The 22,549-nt window shown below is 48.9% G+C and carries 23 protein-coding genes; 17 read left to right on the top strand and 6 right to left on the bottom strand.

Annotated features, from left to right (window positions below; genetic code table 11):
- Positions 1-27 precede the first annotated feature (27 nt).
- The gene (gene coaD, locus TH61_RS13990; RefSeq protein WP_066510625.1) at positions 28-504 is read left to right on the top strand and encodes a pantetheine-phosphate adenylyltransferase; all 477 of its coding nucleotides are present in this window, start codon (positions 28-30) and stop codon (positions 502-504) included.
- Here coaD and TH61_RS13985 read toward each other — a convergent pair.
- Positions 461-1,144 (bottom strand): NUDIX hydrolase, encoded by a 684-nt coding sequence (locus tag TH61_RS13985; RefSeq protein WP_066510623.1) that lies wholly within the window; start codon positions 1,142-1,144, stop codon positions 461-463. The genes coaD and TH61_RS13985 overlap by 44 nt on opposite strands.
- 111 nt (positions 1,145-1,255) lie before the next feature.
- On the opposite strand from TH61_RS13985, the gene pyrE reads away from it, so the two are divergent.
- Together pyrE and TH61_RS13975 are read left to right on the top strand one after the other, a co-directional pair.
- On the top strand, positions 1,256-1,897 hold the full coding sequence (gene pyrE, locus TH61_RS13980) for an orotate phosphoribosyltransferase (protein WP_066510621.1): 642 nt from the start codon (positions 1,256-1,258) through the stop codon (positions 1,895-1,897).
- A gap of 165 nt (positions 1,898-2,062) precedes the next feature.
- A complete protein-coding gene (locus tag TH61_RS13975) occupies positions 2,063-2,560 on the top strand; it encodes a metallophosphoesterase (RefSeq protein ID WP_066510618.1) in 498 nt (165 codons plus the stop codon).
- Between the two features lie 104 nt (positions 2,561-2,664).
- Here TH61_RS13975 and TH61_RS18250 read toward each other — a convergent pair whose 3' ends face one another.
- Positions 2,665-2,835, bottom strand: coding sequence for a hypothetical protein (locus tag TH61_RS18250; protein WP_197464041.1), 171 nt, complete (start codon positions 2,833-2,835; stop codon positions 2,665-2,667).
- A gap of 76 nt (positions 2,836-2,911) precedes the next feature.
- Here TH61_RS18250 and TH61_RS13970 point away from each other — a divergent pair, with 76 nt between their 5' ends.
- From TH61_RS13970 to lepB, 11 genes are all read left to right on the top strand, one after another.
- Positions 2,912-3,937 carry a low specificity L-threonine aldolase gene (locus TH61_RS13970; RefSeq protein WP_066510615.1) on the top strand — a complete coding sequence of 342 codons (1,026 nt, stop codon included), beginning with the start codon at positions 2,912-2,914 and terminating at the stop codon, positions 3,935-3,937.
- 122 nt (positions 3,938-4,059) lie between these two features.
- A complete protein-coding gene (locus TH61_RS13965; protein ID WP_066510608.1) occupies positions 4,060-5,022 on the top strand; it encodes an ABC transporter ATP-binding protein in 963 nt (320 codons plus the stop codon).
- Complete coding sequence (locus TH61_RS13960) at positions 5,019-5,879, top strand: DUF4440 domain-containing protein (protein ID WP_157600723.1); 861 nt, start codon at positions 5,019-5,021, stop codon at positions 5,877-5,879. Before TH61_RS13965 ends, TH61_RS13960 begins: the two co-directional genes overlap by 4 nt.
- Positions 5,880-6,029: 150 nt before the next feature.
- The gene (locus TH61_RS13955; RefSeq protein WP_066510603.1) at positions 6,030-7,652 is read left to right on the top strand and encodes a CTP synthase; all 1,623 of its coding nucleotides are present in this window, start codon (positions 6,030-6,032) and stop codon (positions 7,650-7,652) included.
- A 17-nt stretch (positions 7,653-7,669) separates the two neighbouring features.
- Positions 7,670-9,493 carry a membrane protein insertase YidC gene (gene yidC, locus TH61_RS13950; protein WP_066510595.1) on the top strand — a complete coding sequence of 608 codons (1,824 nt, stop codon included), beginning with the start codon at positions 7,670-7,672 and terminating at the stop codon, positions 9,491-9,493.
- 491 nt (positions 9,494-9,984) lie between these two features.
- Positions 9,985-10,665, top strand: a complete 681-nt coding sequence (locus tag TH61_RS13945; RefSeq protein ID WP_066510593.1) for a metal-dependent hydrolase — start codon at positions 9,985-9,987, stop codon at positions 10,663-10,665.
- 8 nt (positions 10,666-10,673) lie between these two features.
- The gene (locus tag TH61_RS13940; RefSeq protein WP_066510591.1) at positions 10,674-11,453 is read left to right on the top strand and encodes a ParA family protein; all 780 of its coding nucleotides are present in this window, start codon (positions 10,674-10,676) and stop codon (positions 11,451-11,453) included.
- Positions 11,454-11,471: 18 nt separating this feature from the next.
- Complete coding sequence (locus tag TH61_RS13935) at positions 11,472-12,383, top strand: ParB/RepB/Spo0J family partition protein (protein WP_066510588.1); 912 nt, start codon at positions 11,472-11,474, stop codon at positions 12,381-12,383.
- A 1-nt stretch (position 12,384) separates the two neighbouring features.
- The gene (locus tag TH61_RS13930) at positions 12,385-13,032 is read left to right on the top strand and encodes a DUF5683 domain-containing protein (protein WP_066510586.1); all 648 of its coding nucleotides are present in this window, start codon (positions 12,385-12,387) and stop codon (positions 13,030-13,032) included.
- Between the two features lie 3 nt (positions 13,033-13,035).
- Complete coding sequence (gene dapB / locus TH61_RS13925) at positions 13,036-13,752, top strand: 4-hydroxy-tetrahydrodipicolinate reductase (protein ID WP_066510584.1); 717 nt, start codon at positions 13,036-13,038, stop codon at positions 13,750-13,752.
- Between the two features lie 10 nt (positions 13,753-13,762).
- A complete protein-coding gene (lepB, locus tag TH61_RS13920) occupies positions 13,763-14,863 on the top strand; it encodes a signal peptidase I (protein WP_066510582.1) in 1,101 nt (366 codons plus the stop codon).
- A 114-nt stretch (positions 14,864-14,977) separates the two neighbouring features.
- On the opposite strand, the gene ung is transcribed toward lepB, so the two are convergent.
- On the bottom strand, positions 14,978-15,640 hold the full coding sequence (gene ung / locus TH61_RS13915; RefSeq protein WP_066510579.1) for a uracil-DNA glycosylase: 663 nt from the start codon (positions 15,638-15,640) through the stop codon (positions 14,978-14,980).
- Between the two features lie 108 nt (positions 15,641-15,748).
- Here ung and apaG point away from each other — a divergent pair, with 108 nt between their 5' ends.
- Together apaG and TH61_RS13905 are read left to right on the top strand one after the other, a co-directional pair.
- On the top strand, positions 15,749-16,135 hold the full coding sequence (gene apaG, locus TH61_RS13910) for a Co2+/Mg2+ efflux protein ApaG (RefSeq protein WP_066510576.1): 387 nt from the start codon (positions 15,749-15,751) through the stop codon (positions 16,133-16,135).
- Positions 16,136-16,163: 28 nt separating this feature from the next.
- Complete coding sequence (locus TH61_RS13905) at positions 16,164-16,934, top strand: O-methyltransferase (RefSeq protein ID WP_066510574.1); 771 nt, start codon at positions 16,164-16,166, stop codon at positions 16,932-16,934.
- 172 nt (positions 16,935-17,106) lie between these two features.
- Here TH61_RS13905 and kdsA read toward each other — a convergent pair whose 3' ends face one another.
- Together kdsA and TH61_RS13895 are read right to left on the bottom strand one after the other, a co-directional pair.
- The gene (gene kdsA / locus TH61_RS13900; RefSeq protein WP_066510572.1) at positions 17,107-17,919 is read right to left on the bottom strand and encodes a 3-deoxy-8-phosphooctulonate synthase; all 813 of its coding nucleotides are present in this window, start codon (positions 17,917-17,919) and stop codon (positions 17,107-17,109) included.
- Positions 17,920-18,067: 148 nt separating this feature from the next.
- Positions 18,068-18,685 carry a methyltransferase domain-containing protein gene (locus TH61_RS13895; protein WP_066510570.1) on the bottom strand — a complete coding sequence of 206 codons (618 nt, stop codon included), beginning with the start codon at positions 18,683-18,685 and terminating at the stop codon, positions 18,068-18,070.
- A gap of 111 nt (positions 18,686-18,796) precedes the next feature.
- On the opposite strand from TH61_RS13895, the gene TH61_RS13890 reads away from it, so the two are divergent.
- Entirely contained in the window at positions 18,797-19,738 is a 942-nt protein-coding gene (locus tag TH61_RS13890) for a hypothetical protein (RefSeq protein WP_066510566.1), read from the top strand.
- A gap of 199 nt (positions 19,739-19,937) precedes the next feature.
- On the opposite strand, the gene cphA is transcribed toward TH61_RS13890, so the two are convergent.
- Positions 19,938-22,544: a cyanophycin synthetase gene (gene cphA / locus TH61_RS13885; RefSeq protein ID WP_231862229.1), complete on the bottom strand. Its 2,607-nt coding sequence runs from the start codon at positions 22,542-22,544 to the stop codon at positions 19,938-19,940.
- Between the last annotated feature and the right edge of the window lie 5 nt (positions 22,545-22,549).

Below are 22,549 nucleotides of genomic sequence, written 5' to 3'. Positions count from 1 at the left end.
CGTCAATAGTACAACCAGCCATCCTCTATGAAACGCATTGCCCTCTTCCCTGGCTCATTTGACCCTTTCACCAACGGACATTATGATGTAGTGCAGCGGGGTTGTGAGTTGTTTGACAACATCATCATCTCCATTGGCAACAATAGCAGCAAGAGCCGCTATTTTCCGGTAGAAGACATGGTGCAGATCATTGAGGACGTCTTCAAAGACAACCCGAAGGTGTGGGTACAAGCCTACAAAGGTTTGACGGCAGATTTCGCCAAAGAGGTAGGTGCCAAATTCCTGCTAAGGGGACTAAGAAATACGACGGACTTTGAATATGAAAACACCATTGCGCAGGCCAACCGGCACGTAAACCCAGAACTGGAGACGGTGTTTTTAATCACCTCGCCTAGCCTGGCGGCCATCAATTCTTCTATCATTAGAGAGATTCACCGGTTTGGCGGCAACGTACAGGACTTTATTCCTTTCCAGCTTTCTTCATTGAAGCCAAATAATGCCTGATTACAAACTCTACAGAGGTATAAGCTTCTGGCAGTAAGGCCACCACTTCCTCTGGGCTCATAAAACGCACTTCTTCTATGGACTCCTCGGCTTGTGGGCGCATAAGCGTGTCGTCCAGGCACTGCATGGTAAACCAGCTGGTCTTCTTCAGGATTTTCTTGCCTTTGAAGGCATAGGAGTGCCAGGTGTTGGGCAATTCACCGGTGATGGCTACCTTGATGTTGCACTCCTCCTCCACTTCGCGCAGGGCGCCCAGCTGTACCTCTTCGCCTTTGTCCAGCTTGCCCTTTGGCAGATCCCACACGCCCAGGCGGTGGATCATGAGGATTTTGCCGTCCTTCACCACCAGGCCACCTGCGGCTTTGATGATTTTGAACTGATCCTTGAGGTGCTCAATCAGCTTCTTCTTTTTATCCGTCACTAGGGTGATGGAGTCCAGCTTCTTGAGCTTCTTTACCTCCATGAGGCGCACCAGGCGGTCAATGAGCACGGCGTCCACTTCTCTAAAGAGCACGTCACCCACCAGGTCCTTGGAGGTAAATTGATCGTCCTTATCTAACACCAAGTCATACTGGTGCTTAAAGATCTTTTCACTGGTCTTTTTAATAATCAGTGGGATGTCGTTGATAAAGACATTCATGTAAGTTCGCTTATAGACAGAGCGTGATAGCTCACAAAATAAGAAAGAAAATTTGCATTGTACAAGGCACATTCGCGCGGAAAAGCTGAAGCCTTTTGCTTATTTTCGCCCATGCCACAACATACCGACACCGCCGCCCAGATAGCTGCCTATCTCTTAGAAACCCAAGCCGTTCGCCTGCGCCCCGAGCAACCGTTCCAATGGAGCTCCGGGTGGAACTCGCCAATTTACTGCGACAATCGCGTCACGCTCTCCTTTCCGCATATACGCAGCTATATAAAAAATGCCTTGGCGCAAGCCATTCAGCAGCGTTTCCCAGAAGTACAGGCCATTGCCGGCGTTGCTACGGCAGGCATTGCGCAGGGCGCTCTGGTGGCAGACCTTCTGGAGTTGCCGTACTTATACGTACGCCCCGAGCCAAAAAGCCATGGCATGGGCAATCAAATTGAAGGAAAATTAGAGCCCGGCCAAAAAATAGTGCTCATTGAAGACTTGATTTCTACCGGCGGAAGCTCCCTGAAAGCCGCCAAAGCCGTTCAGGCCGCCGGTGGCGAGGTGATTGGCATGGCTGCCATCTTCACCTACGGTTTCCCGCAAGCCGAACAGAATTTTACACAAGCCAACATCCCTACCCTCTGCCTGAGCGACTATAATACCTTGGTGAAAATTGCCGCCGAGCATGACTACATCTCCTCAGATTCCATTGAAGCCCTCTCTAAATGGCGCCAGGCCCCAGAGGTTTGGGGGAAGTAAATGATGGATGGAGAGATAGACTGAATGAGAGAAAGATGAATATTAAAGTGGCGTTTTTGGGCTGTTTCTTAGAAATTGGCCCAAAAACGCCATTTTAATATTCATACTATTCGTACTGAGGTTTAATTTAAAATTCAATCATTCACTCAATCACTCATTCAATCAATGAAAATAGGCCTGCTTTCAGACACGCACAGTTACCTGGATGACCGCATCCTGGCCTTGCTGGACGGTTGTGATGAAATTTGGCACGCTGGCGATTTTGGAAGTGTCGAGGTTTCGGAGCGGTTGGCCCAGGTAGCGCCCTTGCGCGGCGTCTACGGGAACATTGATGATGCAAACATCAGGCACCTGCATCCCAAGAACTTACGCTTTGACTGTAATGGAATAGACGTGCTCATGACCCATATTGGCGGCTATCCGGGAAGGTACGCGCCAGAGGTCAGGGCCATGATCCAAACTGATCCGCCGGGATTGTTTATCTGCGGCCATTCGCACATTCTTAAAGTCATGCATGACCCCAAGCACGGCAACCTGTTGCATTTGAATCCTGGCGCGGCAGGCAAACATGGCTTTCATAAGATCAGGACCATGCTTCGGTTTGAGGTGGAAGGCAGCAAGGTGCAGAAGTTGCAGGCCATTGAGTTGGGCAAGCGGGCATAAAAAAAGTGTAACCGGGTAGGTTACACTTTATATCTCTTGAATAGAGAAATCGCGTTGTTTATGGTGTTTGCCGAAAGGCAGCAGGCGAACGAAAAAACGCGAAATTACTCAGCAGCAGCCGTTTGGGCTGGAGCGTTGGTAAAGCGAGACTTCAGCTCCTCAATATCAACATTCTTAATTACAGGGACCATCAACAACTGCTTGATCACGCGTTGCTTGTTGTTTTGTCTTGCCTTATTCTTACGGTCTTTTCTTTTTAATCTAGTAACTGCCATCGGTCAATATTTAAAATTGAATCGCAAAAGTAAGTCATTAATTTTACATTCTCAATACTTACTTGAATAAAAACACATGAACCCCATAGACCTAAGAAGCGACACGGTCACCAAGCCTTCTTCCGGCATGTTACAAGCCATGTTCAGCGCCCCCGTAGGCGATGACGTGTACAATGAAGACCCTACCGTCAACGAACTGCAGGACTACTGCGCCAGCCTGTTTGGCATGGAGGCGGGCCTCTTCTGCCCCACTGGTACCATGACCAACCAGATTGCCATCAAGATGCATACCCAGCCTTTGTCTGAGGTCATCTGCGAGAAAACCAGCCACATCTACCTCTATGAAGTGGGCGGCATTGCCTTTCACTCGGCAGCCTCGGTGCATCTGGTGGACGGCGTACGCGGCAAAATTACACCCCAGCAAATAGCAGCCGGCATTAACCCAGACAACGTGCACTATCCGGTCACTAGTCTGGTTTCTTTAGAGAATACCTGCAACAAAGGCGGCGGTTCTTATTATACACTGGCAGAGATTGCGGCCATTGCTGAGGTTTGTCAGCAAAACGGGATTCCCCTGCACCTAGACGGAGCCCGCGTATTCAATGCCCTTGCCGCTTCTGGTGACAGCGCCTTGGAGTACGGCAAGTACTTTGACTCCATCTCGGTTTGTCTGTCTAAGGGATTAGGCGCGCCAGTCGGGTCAGTGTTGTTGGGCAAAAGAAACTTTATTGAAAAGGCCAAACGCGTGCGAAAGGCTTTAGGTGGCGGCTGGCGCCAGGCGGGGTATGTGGCTGCCGCCGGATTGTATGCCCTACAGAACAACCTTGAGCGCTTACAGGAAGATCATGACCGCGCCAGACAGATAGCCCAGGAACTAGCCCTCTCTAGCTACGTGGCCGAAGTGATTCCCGTGGAGACCAACATCGTCATCTTCCGGCTGATTGATGAGGTAGACATGGACGGGTACCTAACTTACTTGAAAGACAATGGCGTGCTGGCCACCTCCTTTGGGCCGCAGTTGATTCGTTTTGTGACCCACTTGGACATCACCGAGGACATGATGCAGACGCTATTTGAGGTGTTAGACGGTTTTCAGGCCTAGAAACTAACTTTCCGTTTTCGGCCTCTTTTCCAGAAAAGACGCCGAAAATGGATAAGAACAGCCTGTTTATAGACCTAGTTATATTTCCTTTTGCCGTTACAGGCGCCTTCTAAAACTACTACATGACTTTTTTAAAAGTAACCGGCATAGGCAAACTGGATGCGCGGGGTACGGTGTTGCAGGACATCAGCTTTTCTCAACAGCCCAAGCAGAAGATAGCAATTGCCGGCGAGACGGGTGCGGGCAAGAGCACGCTGCTCAAAATCATAGCAGGGCTCATCCAACCAGACGCTGGCACGGTCCATTTTGAAGGGGACCGTGTGCTGGGCCCTCATGAGAAACTGGTGCCGGGGCATGAGGGTATTGCGTACCTGTCGCAGCAATATGAGTTACCAGCTTTTCTAAGGGTGGAACAAGTACTCAAGTATGCGAATGTGATTGGTGACGAGGAGGCCCGCACGCTGTATGAAATCTGCCAGATTGAGCATTTGCTTGCCCGCCGCACAGATGAGCTCTCGGGTGGGGAGCGTCAACGCATTGCCCTGGCCCGTTTGCTAACCTCCTCTCCTAGCCTGCTGTTACTGGATGAGCCCTTTTCTAACCTGGATAAAATCCACAAGCACACCCTCAAGACCGTCATTCAGGACATAAGCCAGGAACTGGACATTACCTGCATCTTGGTTTCGCATGACCCGCTGGACACGCTTTCTTGGGCTGAACAAATTCTAGTTTTGAAGGATGGTCAATTGGTGCAGACCGGGACGCCAGAGCAAATCTACCAGCAACCGGTAAATGAATACGTGGCTGGCTTATTCGGGGAGTATAACCTGTTGTCAGCCAATCAACTTTTGGAACTGAACCAGGGCAAAACTCAAGGTTCGTCGGACCTTCCATCTATTGTGAGGCCAGAGCAGTTAGTGCTTGCTGCCCCCTCCAAGCAAGGGTTAAACGGCACTGTAAAAGAGGTGGTGTATTACGGCAGCTTCTATGAAATCCTAGTGCATACTGAAGGTGGAACCCTCCTCGTTAAAAATCCAGAAGTGCCTTTTCTATCAGGCGATGCCGTCACCATCCTATCCCTTTGAAAAAAGAACTACTCCTCTTGTCAATGTTAGCTGCCGCTCAATTGGGATTTGCCCAGAAGAATGAAAAAGTACCTACGCTGGTGCAGGCAGAACGCGCGTTTGCGGCCTCAGCGGTGAACGGTACCAAGGCGGCCTTCTTAGCCGTGCTGGATGAAAAGAGCATCTTGTTCAGGCCCTTGCCCGTGCCCGGCATTGCCGCTACAGAAAAAGGTCCGGACGGGGGTTTGCTGTCTTGGCATCCAGAATATGCCTTAACCGCCACCTCAGGCGACATGGGTTTTACCACCGGGCCTTTTGAGTTTAGGAAGAACCCCGAAGACGCAAAGCCCATCTCTACCGGTCATTTTGTGTCTGTCTGGAAGAAGAACCCGCAAGGCACTTGGAAACTGATGCTGGATATAGGCACGCAACACGCACCTGTATCGCCGGCACCTTTGTTTGACTTCACCAGAGCAAAGGACTTACCTCCTTCCAAAACCAAAGCAATTCAACCAAACGCACTGGATTTGTTAGCCAGAGAGAAGGCCTTTGGGCAATTTGTACGTCAGCATTCCTTACAAAAGGCTTTGGAGGCATTTATGGCGCCCGAGGCTAGGTACTATCTGCCGGGAGTAGCTCCCATCCAAGGCAAGGATGCCATTCTTAAACATGTAAAGAAGTCTGAAGAGTTGGAGGTTTCCCCTATGGCTGCAGAGGTGGTCGCCAGCCAGGATTTCGGGTATACGTATGGCACGCAAAACCTCCAGGTAGAAGGCCAGCCGGTAAGAAAATTCAGCTATGCCCGCATTTGGCAAAAAGACAAAGCCGGCACCTGGCAAATCATCCTGGATATTACCAACGAAGTACCCAGCACCTAAAACTTTACCAGTCCTTCGTTTTTGGCCTGTTTTCCAGAAATAAGGCCAAAAACGAAGGACTGCTCCGTATTTCTACGGCCAATCTCAACATTTATCAGGTGGGTCTTAGAATTTCAAGTAACTTTGCAGTCCATAAGACAACCACTACTTATGGCTTCTGCGAAATACGTTTTTGTTACCGGGGGTGTCACCTCCTCTCTTGGAAAAGGCATCATCTCTGCTTCACTGGCTAAGCTCTTACAGGCCAGAGGATTTAGGGTAACAATCCAAAAATTTGACCCCTACATCAATATTGACCCCGGTACGCTCAACCCCTATGAGCACGGTGAATGCTTTGTCACCGAAGACGGCGCCGAAACCGACTTGGACCTGGGCCACTACGAGCGTTTCTTAGACACGCCCACCTCGCAAGCCAACAACGTTACCACGGGCCGCATCTACAACCACGTCATCACGCAAGAGCGCCAAGGTGCTTATTTAGGCAAGACGGTGCAAGTAGTACCCCATATCACAGATGAAATCAAGCGCCGCATGATGCTGTTAGGGCAGTCTGGGGAATTTGACGTGGTCATTACGGAGATTGGTGGTTGCGTAGGTGATATTGAGTCTTTGCCCTTCATTGAGGCCGTGCGCCAGTTGCGCTGGGACTTGAACCCGAATGACTCAGTTGTGATTCATTTGACTTTGTTGCCATATTTGAAAGCAGCTGGTGAGTTGAAGACAAAGCCTACCCAGCACTCAGTAAAGGCCCTTTCTGAGGCTGGCGTACAGCCAGACATCTTGGTGTGTCGCTCTGAGTACCCTATCCCGGCAGAGATGCGCAAGAAGATTGCCCTTTTCTGTAACGTGGCCACCAATTCAGTCATTGAGTCTCTAGATGCTGAAACCATCTATGATGTGCCTTTGCACATGAAAAAGGAGAAGCTGGATGAGCGCGTGATGAAGAAACTTCGTCTTTCTGGCGGTCATGAGCCCAACCTGGACTCTTGGAAAGAATTCCTGGGCCGACTTAAAAACCCTACTGAAGAAGTGACCATTGCCTTGGTTGGTAAATACGTGGAGTTGCCGGATGCTTACAAATCCATCATTGAGTCGTTCATCCATGCGGGTGCGTTCAATGAATGTAAGGTGCATTTGAAAACCATCCAGTCTGAATTTATCTCTTTTGAGAATGTAGACCATCATTTGCACGGCGTTGACGGCGTGTTGGTGGCCCCCGGCTTTGGCGAACGTGGTTTTGAAGGAAAGATTGAGGCTATTAGATACGTGCGGGAGAACAATATTCCTTTCTTCGGGATTTGTTTGGGCATGCAATGTGCGTCTGTAGAGTTTGCCCGCAACGTGCTTAACCTGCCAGGCGCCAACTCCACAGAAATGGACTTGGCCACGCCGCATCCCATCATTGACATGATGGAAGAGCAGAAAAAAATAACCCAGAAAGGCGGCACCATGCGCCTGGGTTCTTACGCCTGTGACCTCAAGAAAGGCTCTAAAGCGTTCCAAGCCTACGGCCGTGCGCACATTCAAGAGCGTCATAGACATCGTTATGAGTTCAATAATCAGTATCTTGCCGCGTTTGAAGAGGCGGGCATGTCTGCTTCGGGCATAAACCCAGATACAGGATTAGTGGAAGTCATTGAATTACAGAACCATCCGTGGTTTGTGGGTGCCCAGTACCACCCAGAACTGAAAAGCACGGTGCTTACCCCGCATCCTTTGTTTGTGCGCTTTATCAAAGCCGCTATCACCTACACAAAAAACAAAAACAAATAACCCACTTTTAAATTCTTATGGATAGAAATCAAGCAATAGGCTTGGGCCTGATTGCCGTGTTGATGCTGGTGTACAGTATCTTCTTCATGCAGGAGCCGAAGCCGGCCACCCCTGCCCCAAAAAAGACTGAAACATCGGCGGCAGCCGCTCCTTCTACTGCACCTCAAGTAAATGACTCTCTGGTGGCGGCGCAGCGCGTGGCACAGCTAGGCGAATTTAGCGCCTTGGCCACCGGTCAAAACCAAGCCATTACTTTAGAGAACCAGGTGCTACGCCTTACTTTGGGCAGCCAGGGTGGTACAGTGGAGCAGGTGGAGTTAAAAGACTACAAAACCTGGAATCAGAAAGCGTTGTTGCTGTTTGACAAAGAAAGCAGTGAGCAGGTATTTGCTTTCCAGACCGCTACGGGCCGCACCATTCGGTTGAACGACTTGTTCTTCCAGCCTTCTGCCGTTAAAACCACTACCGTCAACAATTTGCCCGCCAAGGTGATTACGTTTACGGCACAGGTAGCGCCGGGCCAGACCATTGAGCAAGTATATACCTTGGTGGACCAGTCATATGAAGTTGGTTACCAGTTGAACTTTAGAGGCATGGAGCAAATGGTGGCCCAAAAACCCATCATGCTCACCTGGACCGACAATCTAAAGCGCCTGGAGAAAGACGTAAAACAGAACCGCGCCCACTCTACTGTTAACTACTACACCACTGAGGGTGACTTTGACAAGATTTCTGCCAGCGCCACTGAGAATGAGACGGTAAAACTTGAGGAGCCTGTGAAATGGGTGGCCAACAAGCAGAACTTCTTCACGGCCGGTATCATTGCCCAGAATTCCTTTGAAAGCGCCGAGATGCGCGTAGAAGTGCTCCCAGAGACTGATACCGTGGGCATTAAGACCCTGCGTTCTACCTTGGGCATTCCAGTGCAAGATGCCTTGTCCAACAAAGCACACTTCACCTACTACTTCGGGCCGAATGACCATGACATCTTAGAGAACACCACTGAGGGCTTTGATGAGAACATTGAGCTAGGCTGGGGTATTTTCAAGTATGTCAACAAATTCCTGATTTTGCCGGCCTTTGACTTCTTAGAGGACTTTATTGGCAACTATGGTATCATCATCATCTTGCTGGTGTTGTACATCAAGCTGATCTTGAGCCCGCTTACTTACAAGTCCTACATCTCTATGGCCAAAATGAAGGTGTTAAAGCCTGAGGTGGACGCCATCAAAGAAAAGCACGAAGGTGATATGCAGAAGACGCAGGCTGAGACCATGCAGCTTTACTCTAAGATGGGTGTGAACCCTATGAGTGGTTGTATTCCCATGCTCTTGCAGATTCCTATCCTGTTTGCCATGTACAATTTCTTCCCTAACTCAATTGAGTTGCGCCAGGAGCCGTTTTTGTGGGCACATGATTTGAGTACGTATGACGTGTTCGCCAAACTACCGTTCACCATCCCGTTCTATGGCAACCACGTGAGTATGTTCACCTTGTTGATGACTGCTTCTACCATTTTGTATACGTGGTCCAACAACCAGGTAAGCTCAGTGCAAGGACCCATGAAGTTCTACTCTTACTTGATGCCAGTTATCTTCATGTTTGTGTTGAACAGCTTCCCAGCTGGTTTGAGCTTCTATTACTTCGTGTCTAACATTGTAACCTTCGGGCAGCAGGCCTTGATCAGACGCTTTGTAGATGATGCCAAGATCCGTCAAAACCTGGAAGATTACCAAGCCAAGAACAAAGGTAAAGAGCCGAAAGGCGGTTTCCAGAAGAAGATCCAAGACGCCATGAAAGCGGCCGCAGAGAAAGAAGCTCAGCGTAAAAAGACTAAATAAGCCATACGGCTTCCATTTTCGCTAAAAGAGCCCGGCCCCAATGGTTGGGCTCTTTTTTTGTTAAACATTAGGTCTATCATTTGATTTGCCATTTTTGGCCTGTTTTCTAGAAAAGAAGCCAAAAACCGAGGATTCTAAAAGCCCACCTTGCTACTTGAAGTGCAATTAGAAGGCGACGGTCATGTGCTAAAAACACTAATCCTCGCATAGAATCAGTTAGAGAATAGTACAAGAACAGCCCGTCTTTAACCCAGCCGTTACTCAAGGGATACTTTCACTGGCCATTCAAGGCAATTCCACTCTTTACCTTCTAACGGTCAATCCTTTACCAAATCCTATAAGAGGTTCAGCTTCAAGTGGACGCTTGTTGAAAATGGGGATAAATACCCGCTAAGTGTTAATAAGTTGCGGTAAAAAGTATCTTTTATTTCCCGTATCTTTGTGAAAGCTTGAAATGTTTAGTATAGCACGAGATTAGAATTCCATCGCTTATGAACATCACCTACTACGGCCAATCCTGTTTCTTGCTAGAGGTAGGCGGCACCAAAGTACTATTTGATCCCTTTATCTCGGGCAATCCGTTGGCTTCTGAGGTTAAGCTGGACCAGATTGAGTGTGATTACATTTTGCTGTCTCATGGGCACGCAGACCATGTGGCAGACGCCGAGTACCTGCTTAAGAAAACAGATGCCACCTTGGTGGCCATCTATGAGATAGTGAGCTGGTACCAGAACAAAGGCATTGAGAAGGTACACCCCATGAACATTGGCGGCAAGGTGCATTTACCGTTTGGCACGGTGAAAATGGTGAACGCCATTCACTCCAGCTCTTTGCCAGATGGGACCTACGCCGGTACCGCCGCAGGTTTTGTTGTAGAAGGCGCTGAGAAGACGTTCTACTTTGCCGGGGACACTGCGCTTACCTTAGACATGAAATTGATTGGCGAGCGCTATAAAGTAGATTTTGCCATGCTGCCAATTGGGGACAACTTCACCATGGACGTGGAAGACGCTCTGGTAGCTGCCAATTACGTGAACACTAAAAAAATAATAGGGATGCATTATGACACCTTCCCTTACATAGAAATTGATCATGTGGCTTCACTGGAACTAGCCAGACGCCAGCAGAAGGAGTTGATATTGATGGAGATTGGTCAAACCATAGAACTGTAATCTTTAGAATGGGAAAAATAATTGCCGTTGCCAACCAGAAAGGCGGAGTAGGAAAAACCACTTCGGCCATTAACCTGGCAGCAAGCTTAGCCGCTTTAGAATTTAAGACCTTGCTGGTAGATGCAGACCCGCAGGCAAATGCCACCTCAGGGATCGGTTTCGACCCGAAGGACATTGAGAACAGCATCTATGAGTGCATGGTAGATGGCATTGACGCCAGCAGCATCATCATGACCTCGCCAATAGATTTCTTGGATTTGATTCCATCACATATAGATCTAGTAGGCGCTGAGGTTGAGATGATTAACCTGCCTAACCGCGAGGAAAAGATGAAGGAAGTGCTGGTGCCGTTCAAGGACAAGTATGACTTCATCATCATTGACTGCTCCCCTTCTCTGGGTCTCATCACGGTGAACTCTTTGACGGCCGCAGATTCAGTGATTATTCCGGTGCAGTGCGAGTACTTCGCATTGGAAGGTCTTGGTAAATTGCTCAACACCATCAAGATCATCCAGTCGCGCCTGAACCCAGACTTGGAGATTGAAGGCTTGTTGTTGACCATGTATGACGTTCGTCTGCGTTTGTCTAACCAAGTGGTAGAAGAAGTAAAGATGCACTTCCAGCAGATGGTGTTTGACACCATCATCCCTAGAAACGTGAAATTGAGTGAATCCCCTTCTTTTGGGGTGCCAGCCATTTTGCATGACGCAGAAAGCAAAGGCGCCATCAGTTACCTGAACCTGGCCAAAGAGATTGTGGAGAAAAACGGCGTGGCCGTGGCCCAATAATTTTAGAAGAGAACTTACATGACTGATAATTCAGCCAAGAAAAAACCAGGAGGCCTTGGAAGAGGCCTAAATGCCCTAATATCGGGGAGTTATGACCGCAAGGAAAGTGCTCCCTCCACCCTTAACGCCGTCAATACCATCGCGGATATAGCTTTAACCCAGATTGAAACCAACCCGTTTCAGCCCCGCACGCATTTTGACCAAGCCGCGTTAGAGGAATTGGCAGAGTCTATTAGAGTACAAGGCATCATCCAGCCTATCACCGTCCGTCAGTTGAGCGCAGAGGCGTATCAGTTGATATCGGGGGAGCGTCGTTTTCAGGCTGCTAAACTGGCGGGTCTGGAGGCAATTCCGGCGTACATCAGAAAGGCAGATGACCAGCAGATGCTGGAGATGGCCCTGATTGAGAACATCCAACGTGAAAACCTCAACGCCATAGAAATTGCCCTCAGCTACCAACGCCTCTTGACGGAGTGTAGCTTAAAGCAAGAAGAGCTAGGCGACCGCGTAGGCAAGAAGCGCACCACGGTGACCAATTACCTGCGTTTGTTAAAGCTTCCGCCAGACATCCAGATTGGCATCAGGGACAACCTCATCTCCATGGGCCACGCCCGTGCCATCATCAACATGGAAGACGTGGAGATGCAATTGGAGGTGTACCGCAAGATTGTGAACGAGGAGCTTTCTGTCCGGAAGGTAGAAGAGCTGGTGCGCAAGATCAACCAGGAAAACAAAAAGCCAGATCCGCAGACCAAACTCAATTTGCATCCGTTAGAAAATGAAGTAAAGCGGGTAGAATCCAGATTGTCAACCTATTTTGGTACCCGCATTCAGGTAAAGTCAACGGCAGAAGGCAAAGGAGAGATCAAAATCCCGTTTGTGTCTGTAGATGATCTAAACCGCATTTTAGAAATCTTAAACTACGCCTAATATGCGGTCTAGTATAGCCGTATTCATCTTATTCTGTGCCTTTGCTTTTGGGAATCTACCAGAGGCAAAGGCACAAGTCATTACAGCAACCCCTGACTCTGTAGTGGTGCCCACCACCCCTGCTGTGGACACGACTGCGGCTAAGAAACGGTTCTTGGTAGACTGGAGCAAACCCGCCAAGGCCGCCTTCTATTCTGCCGTGCTACCTGGTTTGGGACAGGCGTACAACAAAAGCTACTGGAAGATTCCGTTGGTATATGCCACCGGCGCGGTGATCGGGTATTTTATTTACGACAACAACCGCAAGTACCAGGATTTTGCCACGGCCTACCGGATTCGGTTGGATAATGACCCAACCACAGAAGATGCGTATGTAAATGTATACAACTACAGCCCCACCCTCCCTAACAATCAAGGCACCAACAACTTACGCAGGTCCAGAGACTTTTTCAGGAAATATAGAGATTTAGATATTATCTTGGCAGTGGTAGCGTATGGTTTGAATGTAATGGAAGCCCACGTAGATGCCCATTTAAAAGGATTTGATGTAAGCGATGATTTGTCATTGCAGCTTACGCCGGGTCTGCAAAGAGTGGCCAACACGCAATATGCTCCCATGTTCACCTTACAACTCAATCTTAAAAAGTAACAAATGCGCATTCTGCTTATTGGCTACGGAAAAATGGGTCACACCATTGAACGCCTTGCCCTAGCCAAAGGACATCAAATTGTAGGCGCCCTGACGGTAGAGGATGCTCATAAACTCTCTTCTTACTCAACCCAAGAGGTAGATGTGGCTATTGAATTCACCAGCCCAGACGCGGCAGTAAATAACATCATTACCTGTTTTGAGAAAGGCATTCCGGTTATCTGTGGTACCACCGGCTGGTTACAACACCTGCCCCAGGTAGAGGTCAAATGCCAGGAATTGAACGGCGCTTTGCTATATGCTTCTAACTTTAGCGTGGGCGTGAACCTGTTCTTCCATTTTAATGAGTACGTGGCCAAAAAGATGCAGCAATACCCAGAGTACGCTGTGCAGGTAAAGGAAATCCACCACGTACACAAACTAGACCAGCCCAGCGGCACGGCCCTTTCCATTGCCGAAGGCATCCTAAACCAGTATCCAGGCAAGCAAGGATGGGTCAATGACAAAACCGCTTCACAAGACTTGCTAGGGATAGAGTCTGAGCGCGAAGGAGAAGTAGTGGGGACGCATATTGTGCAGTACACTTCTAGCAATGATACCCTAGAATTACACCATATTGCGCACAGCAGAGAAGGCTTTGCCTCTGGGGCTATTTTGGCCGCTGAATGGTTGCCAGGCAAGCAAGGCGTATTTGGCATGAATGATTTGTTGCAACTTTAAATAAGAATACATGAGCACCCGTTTCTGGACTAAGAAAGAATCAAAGCCAAAGCAACGCAAAGGATTTTTGCGCGAATGGGGAGATGCTATTCTCTTTGCCGTGGTTGCAGCCACCCTCATCAGATGGGCCACTTTTGAGGCCTACACCATCCCAACCCCTTCTATGGAGAAGTCTTTGCTGGTGGGGGATTACCTGTTTGTGAGCAAATTGCATTACGGTCCGCGTACCCCCATGACGCCCTTGCAAGTGCCGCTTACACACCAAACCATCTGGGGCACTGACATTCCCTCTTACTCCAGCGCCATCCAGTTGAATTCACACCGCTTGCCTGGCTTTACGTCTGTGAAGAACAATGATGTGGTGGTGTTTAACTATCCGCCAGAGGAGCAGCACCCAGCAGACTTGCGTACCAACTATATTAAGCGTTGTATAGCCATTGCCGGTGACAAGATTGAGATGCGCAACATGCAAGTGTACATCAACGGCAAATTGCAACCAGAACCGGCGCAAACGCAGTACTCCTACCTCTTGCTGAGCCAGAACCCCATCAACCCGAAGTTCTTCAAAGACCACAACATCACGGACATCTACCCTACCTACGGGGTGCAAGGGTATCAAATCAACACCTCGGCTGAGACGGCTAAGAAATTGGCCACCTATGATTTCATTCAGCGCATCCAGTTGCAGAGTGACACTGCCGGAATGGTAGACGCCAAGGTATTCCCCTTCAAGCCGTCCATGTACCCGTACAACAAAGACAACTTCGGACCTTTTGTAGTACCAAAGGAAGGCATGACGGTACAGATCAACGCCCAGACCATTCCATTGTATGAGATGATCATCAGAAGGTATGAAGGCAACAAGAACGTGATAGTTAATTCTGACAACATCCTGATTGACGGTAAAGACATCAAGACGTACACCTTCAAGCAGAACTACTACTGGATGATGGGCGACAACCGCCATGACTCCTTAGACTCGCGGTACTGGGGCTTTGTCCCGGAAGACCACGTGGTTGGAAAAGCGGTTCTGGTATGGATGTCAGCGGATCCCAACGAAGGGCTACTCAACAAGATACGCTGGAGCCGCATCTTCATGGGCATAGAATAAAACCCTTTCATTTTTGGCCTGATTTCCAGAATAAAGGCCAAAAACGAATTCATTTATAAAAGCGAAGGCCACCTTATCTTAAGGTGGCCTTCGCTTTTATATTCATTACCTGCATTACCAATCAATCTCAGGCAGACCGTGCGCTTTCAAATACGCGTTCGCCTTGCTGAAGTGGTGGGTGCCAAAGAAGCCTTTATCCGCAGCGAAGGGAGATGGGTGCGCGGCCTTTAAGACCAGGTGTTTTCGTTCGTCTATGATCATGCCTTTCTTCTGGGCATATGCTCCCCAGAGCATGAACACCACGTGTTCCTTTTCGTCAGAGACTTTTTTGATGACGGCATCCGTAAACTCTTCCCAGCCTTTCTTCTGATGAGAACCAGCCTCATGCGCTCTTACGGTCAGCGTGGCATTCAACAACAAAACCCCTTGCTCGGCCCAGCGCTCTAAGTTGCCAGAGTTTGGAATCGGTTTGCCTAAATCAGCCTGAATTTCTTTGAAGATGTTTTGCAGCGAGGGTGGTGTGCGCATGCCGTCTGCCACCGAGAAGGCTAATCCATTGGCTTGTCCTTTGCCATGATACGGGTCTTGCCCTAAAATCACCACGCGCACTTGGTCAAAGGGGCATTCTTCAAAGGCGTGGAAGATGAGTTTGCCCGGTGGGTATACCTCGGTGCGGGCGTATTCTTCCTTTACAAACTGCGTCACATTTTTGAAGTACGGCTTCGCAAACTCGTCCTGTAAAACTGCTTGCCAACTAGGTTCAATCTTTACCTGCATAGATTTCTATATCTTTAAAGGATTTTCACGTATTTTTAGGGTATGAATCCGGCTGGCTAAACTAATCCACCAGGATAGCTGTTTCTTTCTTACCAATCAACGGCACGCATGGATACGAAAACAAACCAAGGAGTAAACGTAGTAGTCACTACCAATTACCTGCCAGACTATTCTAGTCCGGCACAGCAGCATTTTGTTTTCGCGTACAAGATCACCATTGAGAACAACAGCGAATTTACGGTAAAGTTATTACGCCGCCACTGGCATATCTTTGATTCTAACAATGAAGTACGGGAAGTAGAGGGCGAAGGTGTGGTAGGCCAACAACCAGTCTTAGAGCCCGGCGAGACGCACCAGTATGTGTCTGGCTGCAACCTAAAGACGGGCATCGGCAAAATGGCAGGCACTTTCCTGATGGAGCGCCTGGTAGATGGAAGACAGTTCTACGCCACCATCCCAGAATTCACCTTGATTGTTCCGTATAAGCTCAACTAATCGCTCCTCTTTCTTGCAGCACGCTGGCATGGTTTTACGATACGCCGCTTTCTGGTGGCGTTCAGGGAATGCGCATGGATTGCACTCCCCGTTTGTATTCAATCTGTACTGTTTCATCATTCACCACACAGGCCACTACGCTGCGTATGACCAGGTAGAAAGCCTGCGTGATGACCTGTTGGCAAATGATACTGTTCTGAAGGTCACCGACTTTGGTGCTGGTTCGCATACCGGCAAAACCAACCAGAAACGAATCTCAGATATTGCCAGAACCGCTGCCAAACCCGCAAGGCTTGGGCAACTGTTGTTCAGGCTAGCCAACCATTTCAAACCAGATACCATTCTAGAACTAGGCACGTCTTTGGGTTTAACTACCTCCTATCTAGGGTTAGCCAGACAGTCTGCCAAATTGTATACCCTGGAAGGGTGTCCAGCCATTGCGGCGCAGGCCCGTAAAAACTTCAAGCAACTTGGTTTGCAGAATGTGCACTTGGTAGAAGGCAACATGGATATTACCCTTCCGAAGACGCTGGAAAAGATAGAAAGGCTGGACTTTGTCTTCTTTGATGGAAACCACCGCCTGGCTCCTACCCTAGCCTATTTTGAGCAGTGTCTGCAGAAAGCCCATGAAGACAGCGTCTTTATTTTTGACGACATTTATTGGTCCAGTGAAATGGCCCAAGCCTGGAAACAAATCAAAGCCCATCCGCAGGTCATGATCACGGTGGACCTCTTTTACATGGGCCTCGTCTTCTTTAGAAAAAACCAGCCCAAGCAGAATTTCACCTTACGCTTCTAATGATCAATGACCAGTGATTAATGACTAATGATTAGTCTTGGTCTTTAAAAGAGAAGTCCGTTTTTGGCCTGTTTTACATAAAACAGGCCAAAAACGGACTTCTCTTTTAAATTGGCAATTAACTTTTAAACCAATTTTGGTTTAAAAGTCATCAATCACTATTCATTGATCATTACCTCACCGCTTCTCTAATTCTCACCAGCTTCTCTAATAGCCCTTCTAGATTGGACAATTGAAGCATGTTAGCGCCGTCTGACTTTGCGGTGGCGGGTGTTGGGTGGGTTTCAATGAAGAGGCCGTCTGCGCCTACGGCAATGGCCGCCTTGGCAATGGTCTCTATTAAGGCAGGCTTGCCGCCAGTTACGCCAGAGGCTTGGTTAGGCTGTTGCAACGAGTGCGTCACGTCCATCACCACTGGCACTTGGTTGTCTTGCATGGCGGGTATGTTTCTGAAGTCCACTACCATGTCTGAGTACCCGAATGTATTGCCACGGTCCGTCAAGATGACGTTCGGGTTACCGGATTCTTTCACCTTGTCCACGGCAAAGCGCATGGACTCACCAGACAAGAATTGTCCTTTCTTGATGTTGACCACTTTCCCGGTTTGGGCAGCGGCCACCAATAAATCTGTTTGGCGGCAAAGGAACGCCGGAATCTGCAACACGTCTACGTAAGCAGCAGCCATGGCAGCCTCATGGCTTTCATGAATGTCCGTTACGGTTGGGATGCCAAAAGTCGCGCTCACCTTGGCCAGGATTTTAAGCGCTTTCTCATCACCAATCCCTGTGAAGGAGTCTAAACGAGAGCGGTTGGCTTTGCGGTAAGAGCCCTTGAAGATAAGCGGAATGCGTAAGCGGTTAGTGATGCGCACCAGCTCCTCGGCAATCTGCAGGGCCATTTCTTCGCCTTCAATGGCGCATGGACCAGCCATCAAAAAGAAGTTGTCAGAGTCTGTATGTTGTAATTTAGGAATGGAGATAGTCATGAGAAACAGTTATCAGTGAGCAGTACATCAGGAAAAAGCCACAGGTAGTCAATCTTGTAAATTTCGTCATTTTTGGCTTGTTTCCTCAAAAACAAGCCAAAAACGAAGCCTAGTCATCTAGCTGATCCAAAAGCCAAAAGTACATAATCTACGCGATAAACTGTGGTTTCTCTCTACGTTCCAGCACCATGAACCATTCTCTGCCGGCGCGTGGCGGGATGGAGTTATGACAAGGCTCAAACACCTTAAAGGTAAAATAAGGCTCAAAGTAGGCTTGGTACTCTAAGGGCGTGCCGCCAAACGGAGGGCCTTGGGACTCAAACTCTTCAGAGAATAAAACGCCCACCAGCTTACCCTTGGGTTTTAAAAGATCAAACATCTTTCTGGCGTAGGCAGGTCTTTGCTCTTTAAGAAGGGCACAGAAAAAGGTCTGTTCCAGCACTAAATCAAAGGTTTGGCCGGTTTCAGAAAAGAAGTCCTGTTGCAGCAAATGATCCTCAGGGAAATCTGGATTTCGCTTCTGGAACCGTTCCAGGGGTTCTGGCGCAAAATCCATGATGTAGACCTTTGGGAAGCCTTTCTGGTGCAGGTATTCTGCCTCGTGCCCATGGCCGCAGCCTGGTATCAATATGGAAATGTCTTTATTGGTAAGTTGGTTTATGTACGTCTCTAATGGCGTAGTGATAAACCCTGCATCCCAACCTGTCTCCTTTTGCTGGTACCGGTTAGACCAATAGTCGGCGTTCAATTCTGGTTCTGTTTGCATAGTTGTAAGGAAGTATTTTCTACCGAGATTTGCAAAGGATAGAGAGAACCGTATTTTTGTAAGGATACGACGCACCGTGCATTAGTTTTTACCAACCCATATACCCATCCTATGGCCACTGAGACCCCTGAAAAGGATAGCAACCGTAAACTGTTAGTAGTAGGCTTAATCATTGTACTCCTCAGCATCAACGGCATCTTGATTTACATGCAGCAGCAGAAGACGCAAGAGAACGAAGAGCAGAAAGAGATCATAGAGGTCAAAAGCACTGAGCTTGAAAATCAGATAAAGGTCTATGAAACCCTTAAAGCCGACTTTGAGCGCCAGAACAGCGAACTAAAAGCCATGGGCCTGACCAATGACTCACTAGAAACCCGTATTGCCGCGATCAACGCAGATTTGGCGCAGTTGCGCTCTTTTAGGAATGGCAGCTTTTCTTTGGCAGACCAGAAGCGTTTCAAAGACCGCGCGGCAGGACTAGAAACCGCACTTAAACGCAAAGACGAAGAAATTGCCAAACTGCAGGTAGCCAACGAAGAGCTGCACGTACAAAACACCGACCTTAGAACCACCCAGAATAAACTTTCTGACTCCATCACCACCCTGGCCACGGACAACCAAGCATTAGTGGATAAAGTGAACCTCGCCTCTAAACTAGAAGCCCAGAACGTACGCGTCACCATCTTAAATGACAAAGGCAAAGAGAAGGATGACGATGACATGGAGTTTAAGGCGCGCCAAGTAGACAAAATCAAAATCATGTTCAACTTGGGCAAGAACGAGGTAGCTCCTAAAGAAAGCAAAGAGATTCAGATGCGTTTGATTGAACCAGATGGTTCTCCGCTTTACAACTTGGCCATGGGATCAGGCACGTTTGAGCACGAAGGCAAAGAAGTTTTCTATACTTCTAAGAGGGACATCGTGTTTGACAATTCACAACAGCAGGTGACTTTTTTGTACTCTAAAGGAGCTGCCTACAAAACCGGCAAGCACACCATTGAATTATACTCTGGTGGCTACTTAATTGGCACGGCCAGCTTCACGTTAAAATAGGCTGCGTTTTTAGCCTGTTTCCATAAAAAGAGCCCCAAAACGATTATCGTTTTGGGGCTCTTTTTATGGATTAAACGTGAGGTATAATGCGGGGGAGGTGAACAGAAAATAGGCTGTGTGCTAGGTGATTCCAACGGCACCAGCGCTTACCTCCTTTCTGTTATGCTTCCCCTCCCTCCTGCATTAAGGTCTGCCTTTGCTAGTCTACCATCACCCTTCTATCTTGGATCGTTTTAAAGTTCTCTACCAACTTGATGGCCTCTGTTATATCTTCAGAGAAAATGGTTATGAACGAGTTGCGCTCTGCATGCTCTAGCGCGTACGCAATGGCCACCATCTCCTGCGGAATAACTTTAAACGACTTGTTAGGATCTGCTTCCAGAATCCCCTGAATGACCAATTTATTGATGTCTTCTGGGTTACGGCCTCTGGAGTCTTTGTCTTGGCGCACAATGACCTCGTCAAACATGTCGGCGGCCATTTTGCCTAATTCTACCATGTCCTCGTCACGCCTGTCTCCTACGCCGGCCAAAATACCCACGCGCTTACGGGCATCTGTGTTCTTTAAAAAGTCCGCGATGCCTTTCATTCCTGCGGGATTGTGGGCATAGTCTACCAGCACCTCAAAAGTAGGGAACTTGAACAGGTTCATGCGGCCCGGCGTCTTACTGGCAGATGGTACAAAGGTGCGCAAGGCTGTCTTTATTTCAGAGATGTCAAAGTGCGAGATATAGCCTGCCAAGGTGGCTGCCAACACGTTTTCAATGTTGAACCTCGCCCTTCCGCCAAACGTCAAGGGTATATCTGCCACACGGTCTACCCGTATTTTGTACGTGTTCTTGAAGATGGAAATGTAGCCGTTTTCAAACACCGCCGCTAACCCGCCTTGGGCCACATGCTTTAAGATTCTAGGGTTGTTCTCATCCATTGAGAAGAGCGCCACCTTGGACTCAACTTCTTGGGCCATGTTGTAGACGTGGTCATCATCTGCATTGAGGATTGAGTACCCATCTTTGCTGACGCTCTTAGGTACAACTGCTTTCACGCGGGCCATGTCCTCCAGGGTGTAGATGTCCCGTAAACCCATGTGGTCTTCGGCTACGTTGGTCACAATGCCTATGTCACACTGCTGAAAACCAAGCCCCGAACGCAGCATACCACCCCGCGCACACTCCAGCACCGCAAAGTTGATGGTAGGGTCCCGTAAAACAAACTCAGCGCTCTTAGAACCCGTCGTGTCGCCTTTCTCCAGCAGCTTGTCTTGGATGTAAATACCGTCTGTGGTGGTAAAGCCCACCTGGTAGCCAGTAGATTTCACCATGTGCGCAATCAAGCGCGTTGTGGTGGTTTTTCCGTTGGTACCGGTAATGGCAATGATAGGAATACGAGATGGACAATTGCCCGGGAACAACATCTCAATGACTGGGTCTGCCACGTTGCGCGGCAATCCGTCTGTTGGTGAGGTGTGCATTCTAAAGCCGGGGGCGGCGTTCACTTCAATCACGGCACCGCGGGCCTCTGGCAGGGGAATGGCAATGTCTGAGGTGACCACGTCAATCCCACAAATATCTAGGCCAATGGTTCCGGCTATCCGCTCGGCCATCAACACGTTATACGGGTCAATAAGGTCCGTAACGTCAGTAGCCGTTCCACCGGTAGAGAGGTTGGCCGTACTTTTCAACTGGAGCTCTTCGCCGTCAGCTATGACCGTCTCTAAAGTATAGCCTTTCTTGTGAAGGATTCCCTGGGTGTCTTTATCAATGGATATCTTGGTGAGCACTTTCTCATGGCCCACGCCGCGGCGTGGATCACTGTTCACCTGGTCAATGAGCTGTTGGATAGTGGACTGGCCATCTCCAATGACCATGGCGGGCGTACGTTTGGCGGCGGCCACAAACTTTCGGTTCACCACCAACAGCCTGAAGTCATAGCCTTCAATGAACTGCTCTACAATCACCGCCTCAGAGTACTGCTGGGCCGCTTCAAATCCACGGACGGCCTCGTCCCAGGTACGCAGGTTGATGCCCGCTCCCTTGCCGTGGTTACCGTCCAAGGGCTTGGTGACAATAGGATAGCCTACAAACTTGATGGCCTCTTTCAGTTGATTTAAATCATAGACAATCTCACCCTCAGGCACCGGCACACCTGCTTCACGCAGCATGTCTTTGGTGGCGTTTTTATCACCGGCAATCTCCACGGCAAAAGAGGCCGTGCGGCACGTCATGGTCGCCTGAATGCGCTTTTGATTAACGCCGTACCCTAATTGGATAAGAGAGTTCTTGTTTAACCTAATGTAGGGAATGCCTCTGGCTACGGCCTCTGAGACGATAGCATAGGTACTGGGCCCTATATGCTCATCTTCCCGGATCTCATGCAGTTCATGCACGTCTGGGCCAATGTCATATGACTCCTTTCTGGCCAAGGCGTTGACCACTCGTAGGGCGGCATGGGCTGCGTACTCCCCTGCTTTCTCCTCTTGGTAAGAAAAGACTACATACTCAAAGCCGGGTTGCGGGGCCGGATAGGTTCTACCAAAGCCCGAGTTCATACCGCCCATGGTTTGCAGCTCCAGGGCAACATGCTCTACAACATTGCTAAGCGGAACGCCCTCTTCATGCACTCTTCTCAGGTAGCCGCCTTCCTGGCCCTCAGTGCTACGGTGCTCTATCATGCCCGGGAACATCTGCTCTAGCCGTTGGGCAAAACCTTCAATGTGCGTAGTGAGAACTCCGTCCAAGTCCTCCATGTCCAACTTCAGTACTACAATCTTTGGGTGCTTAACAGACCAGAAATTTGGTCCACGCATAATGC

The sequence above is a fragment of the Rufibacter sp. DG15C genome (assembly GCF_001577755.1).
GTDB lineage: Bacteria > Bacteroidota > Bacteroidia > Cytophagales > Hymenobacteraceae > Nibribacter.
The sequence above is the reverse complement of the archived record's forward strand: the minus strand, read 5'-3'. Positions and strand labels throughout refer to the sequence as shown.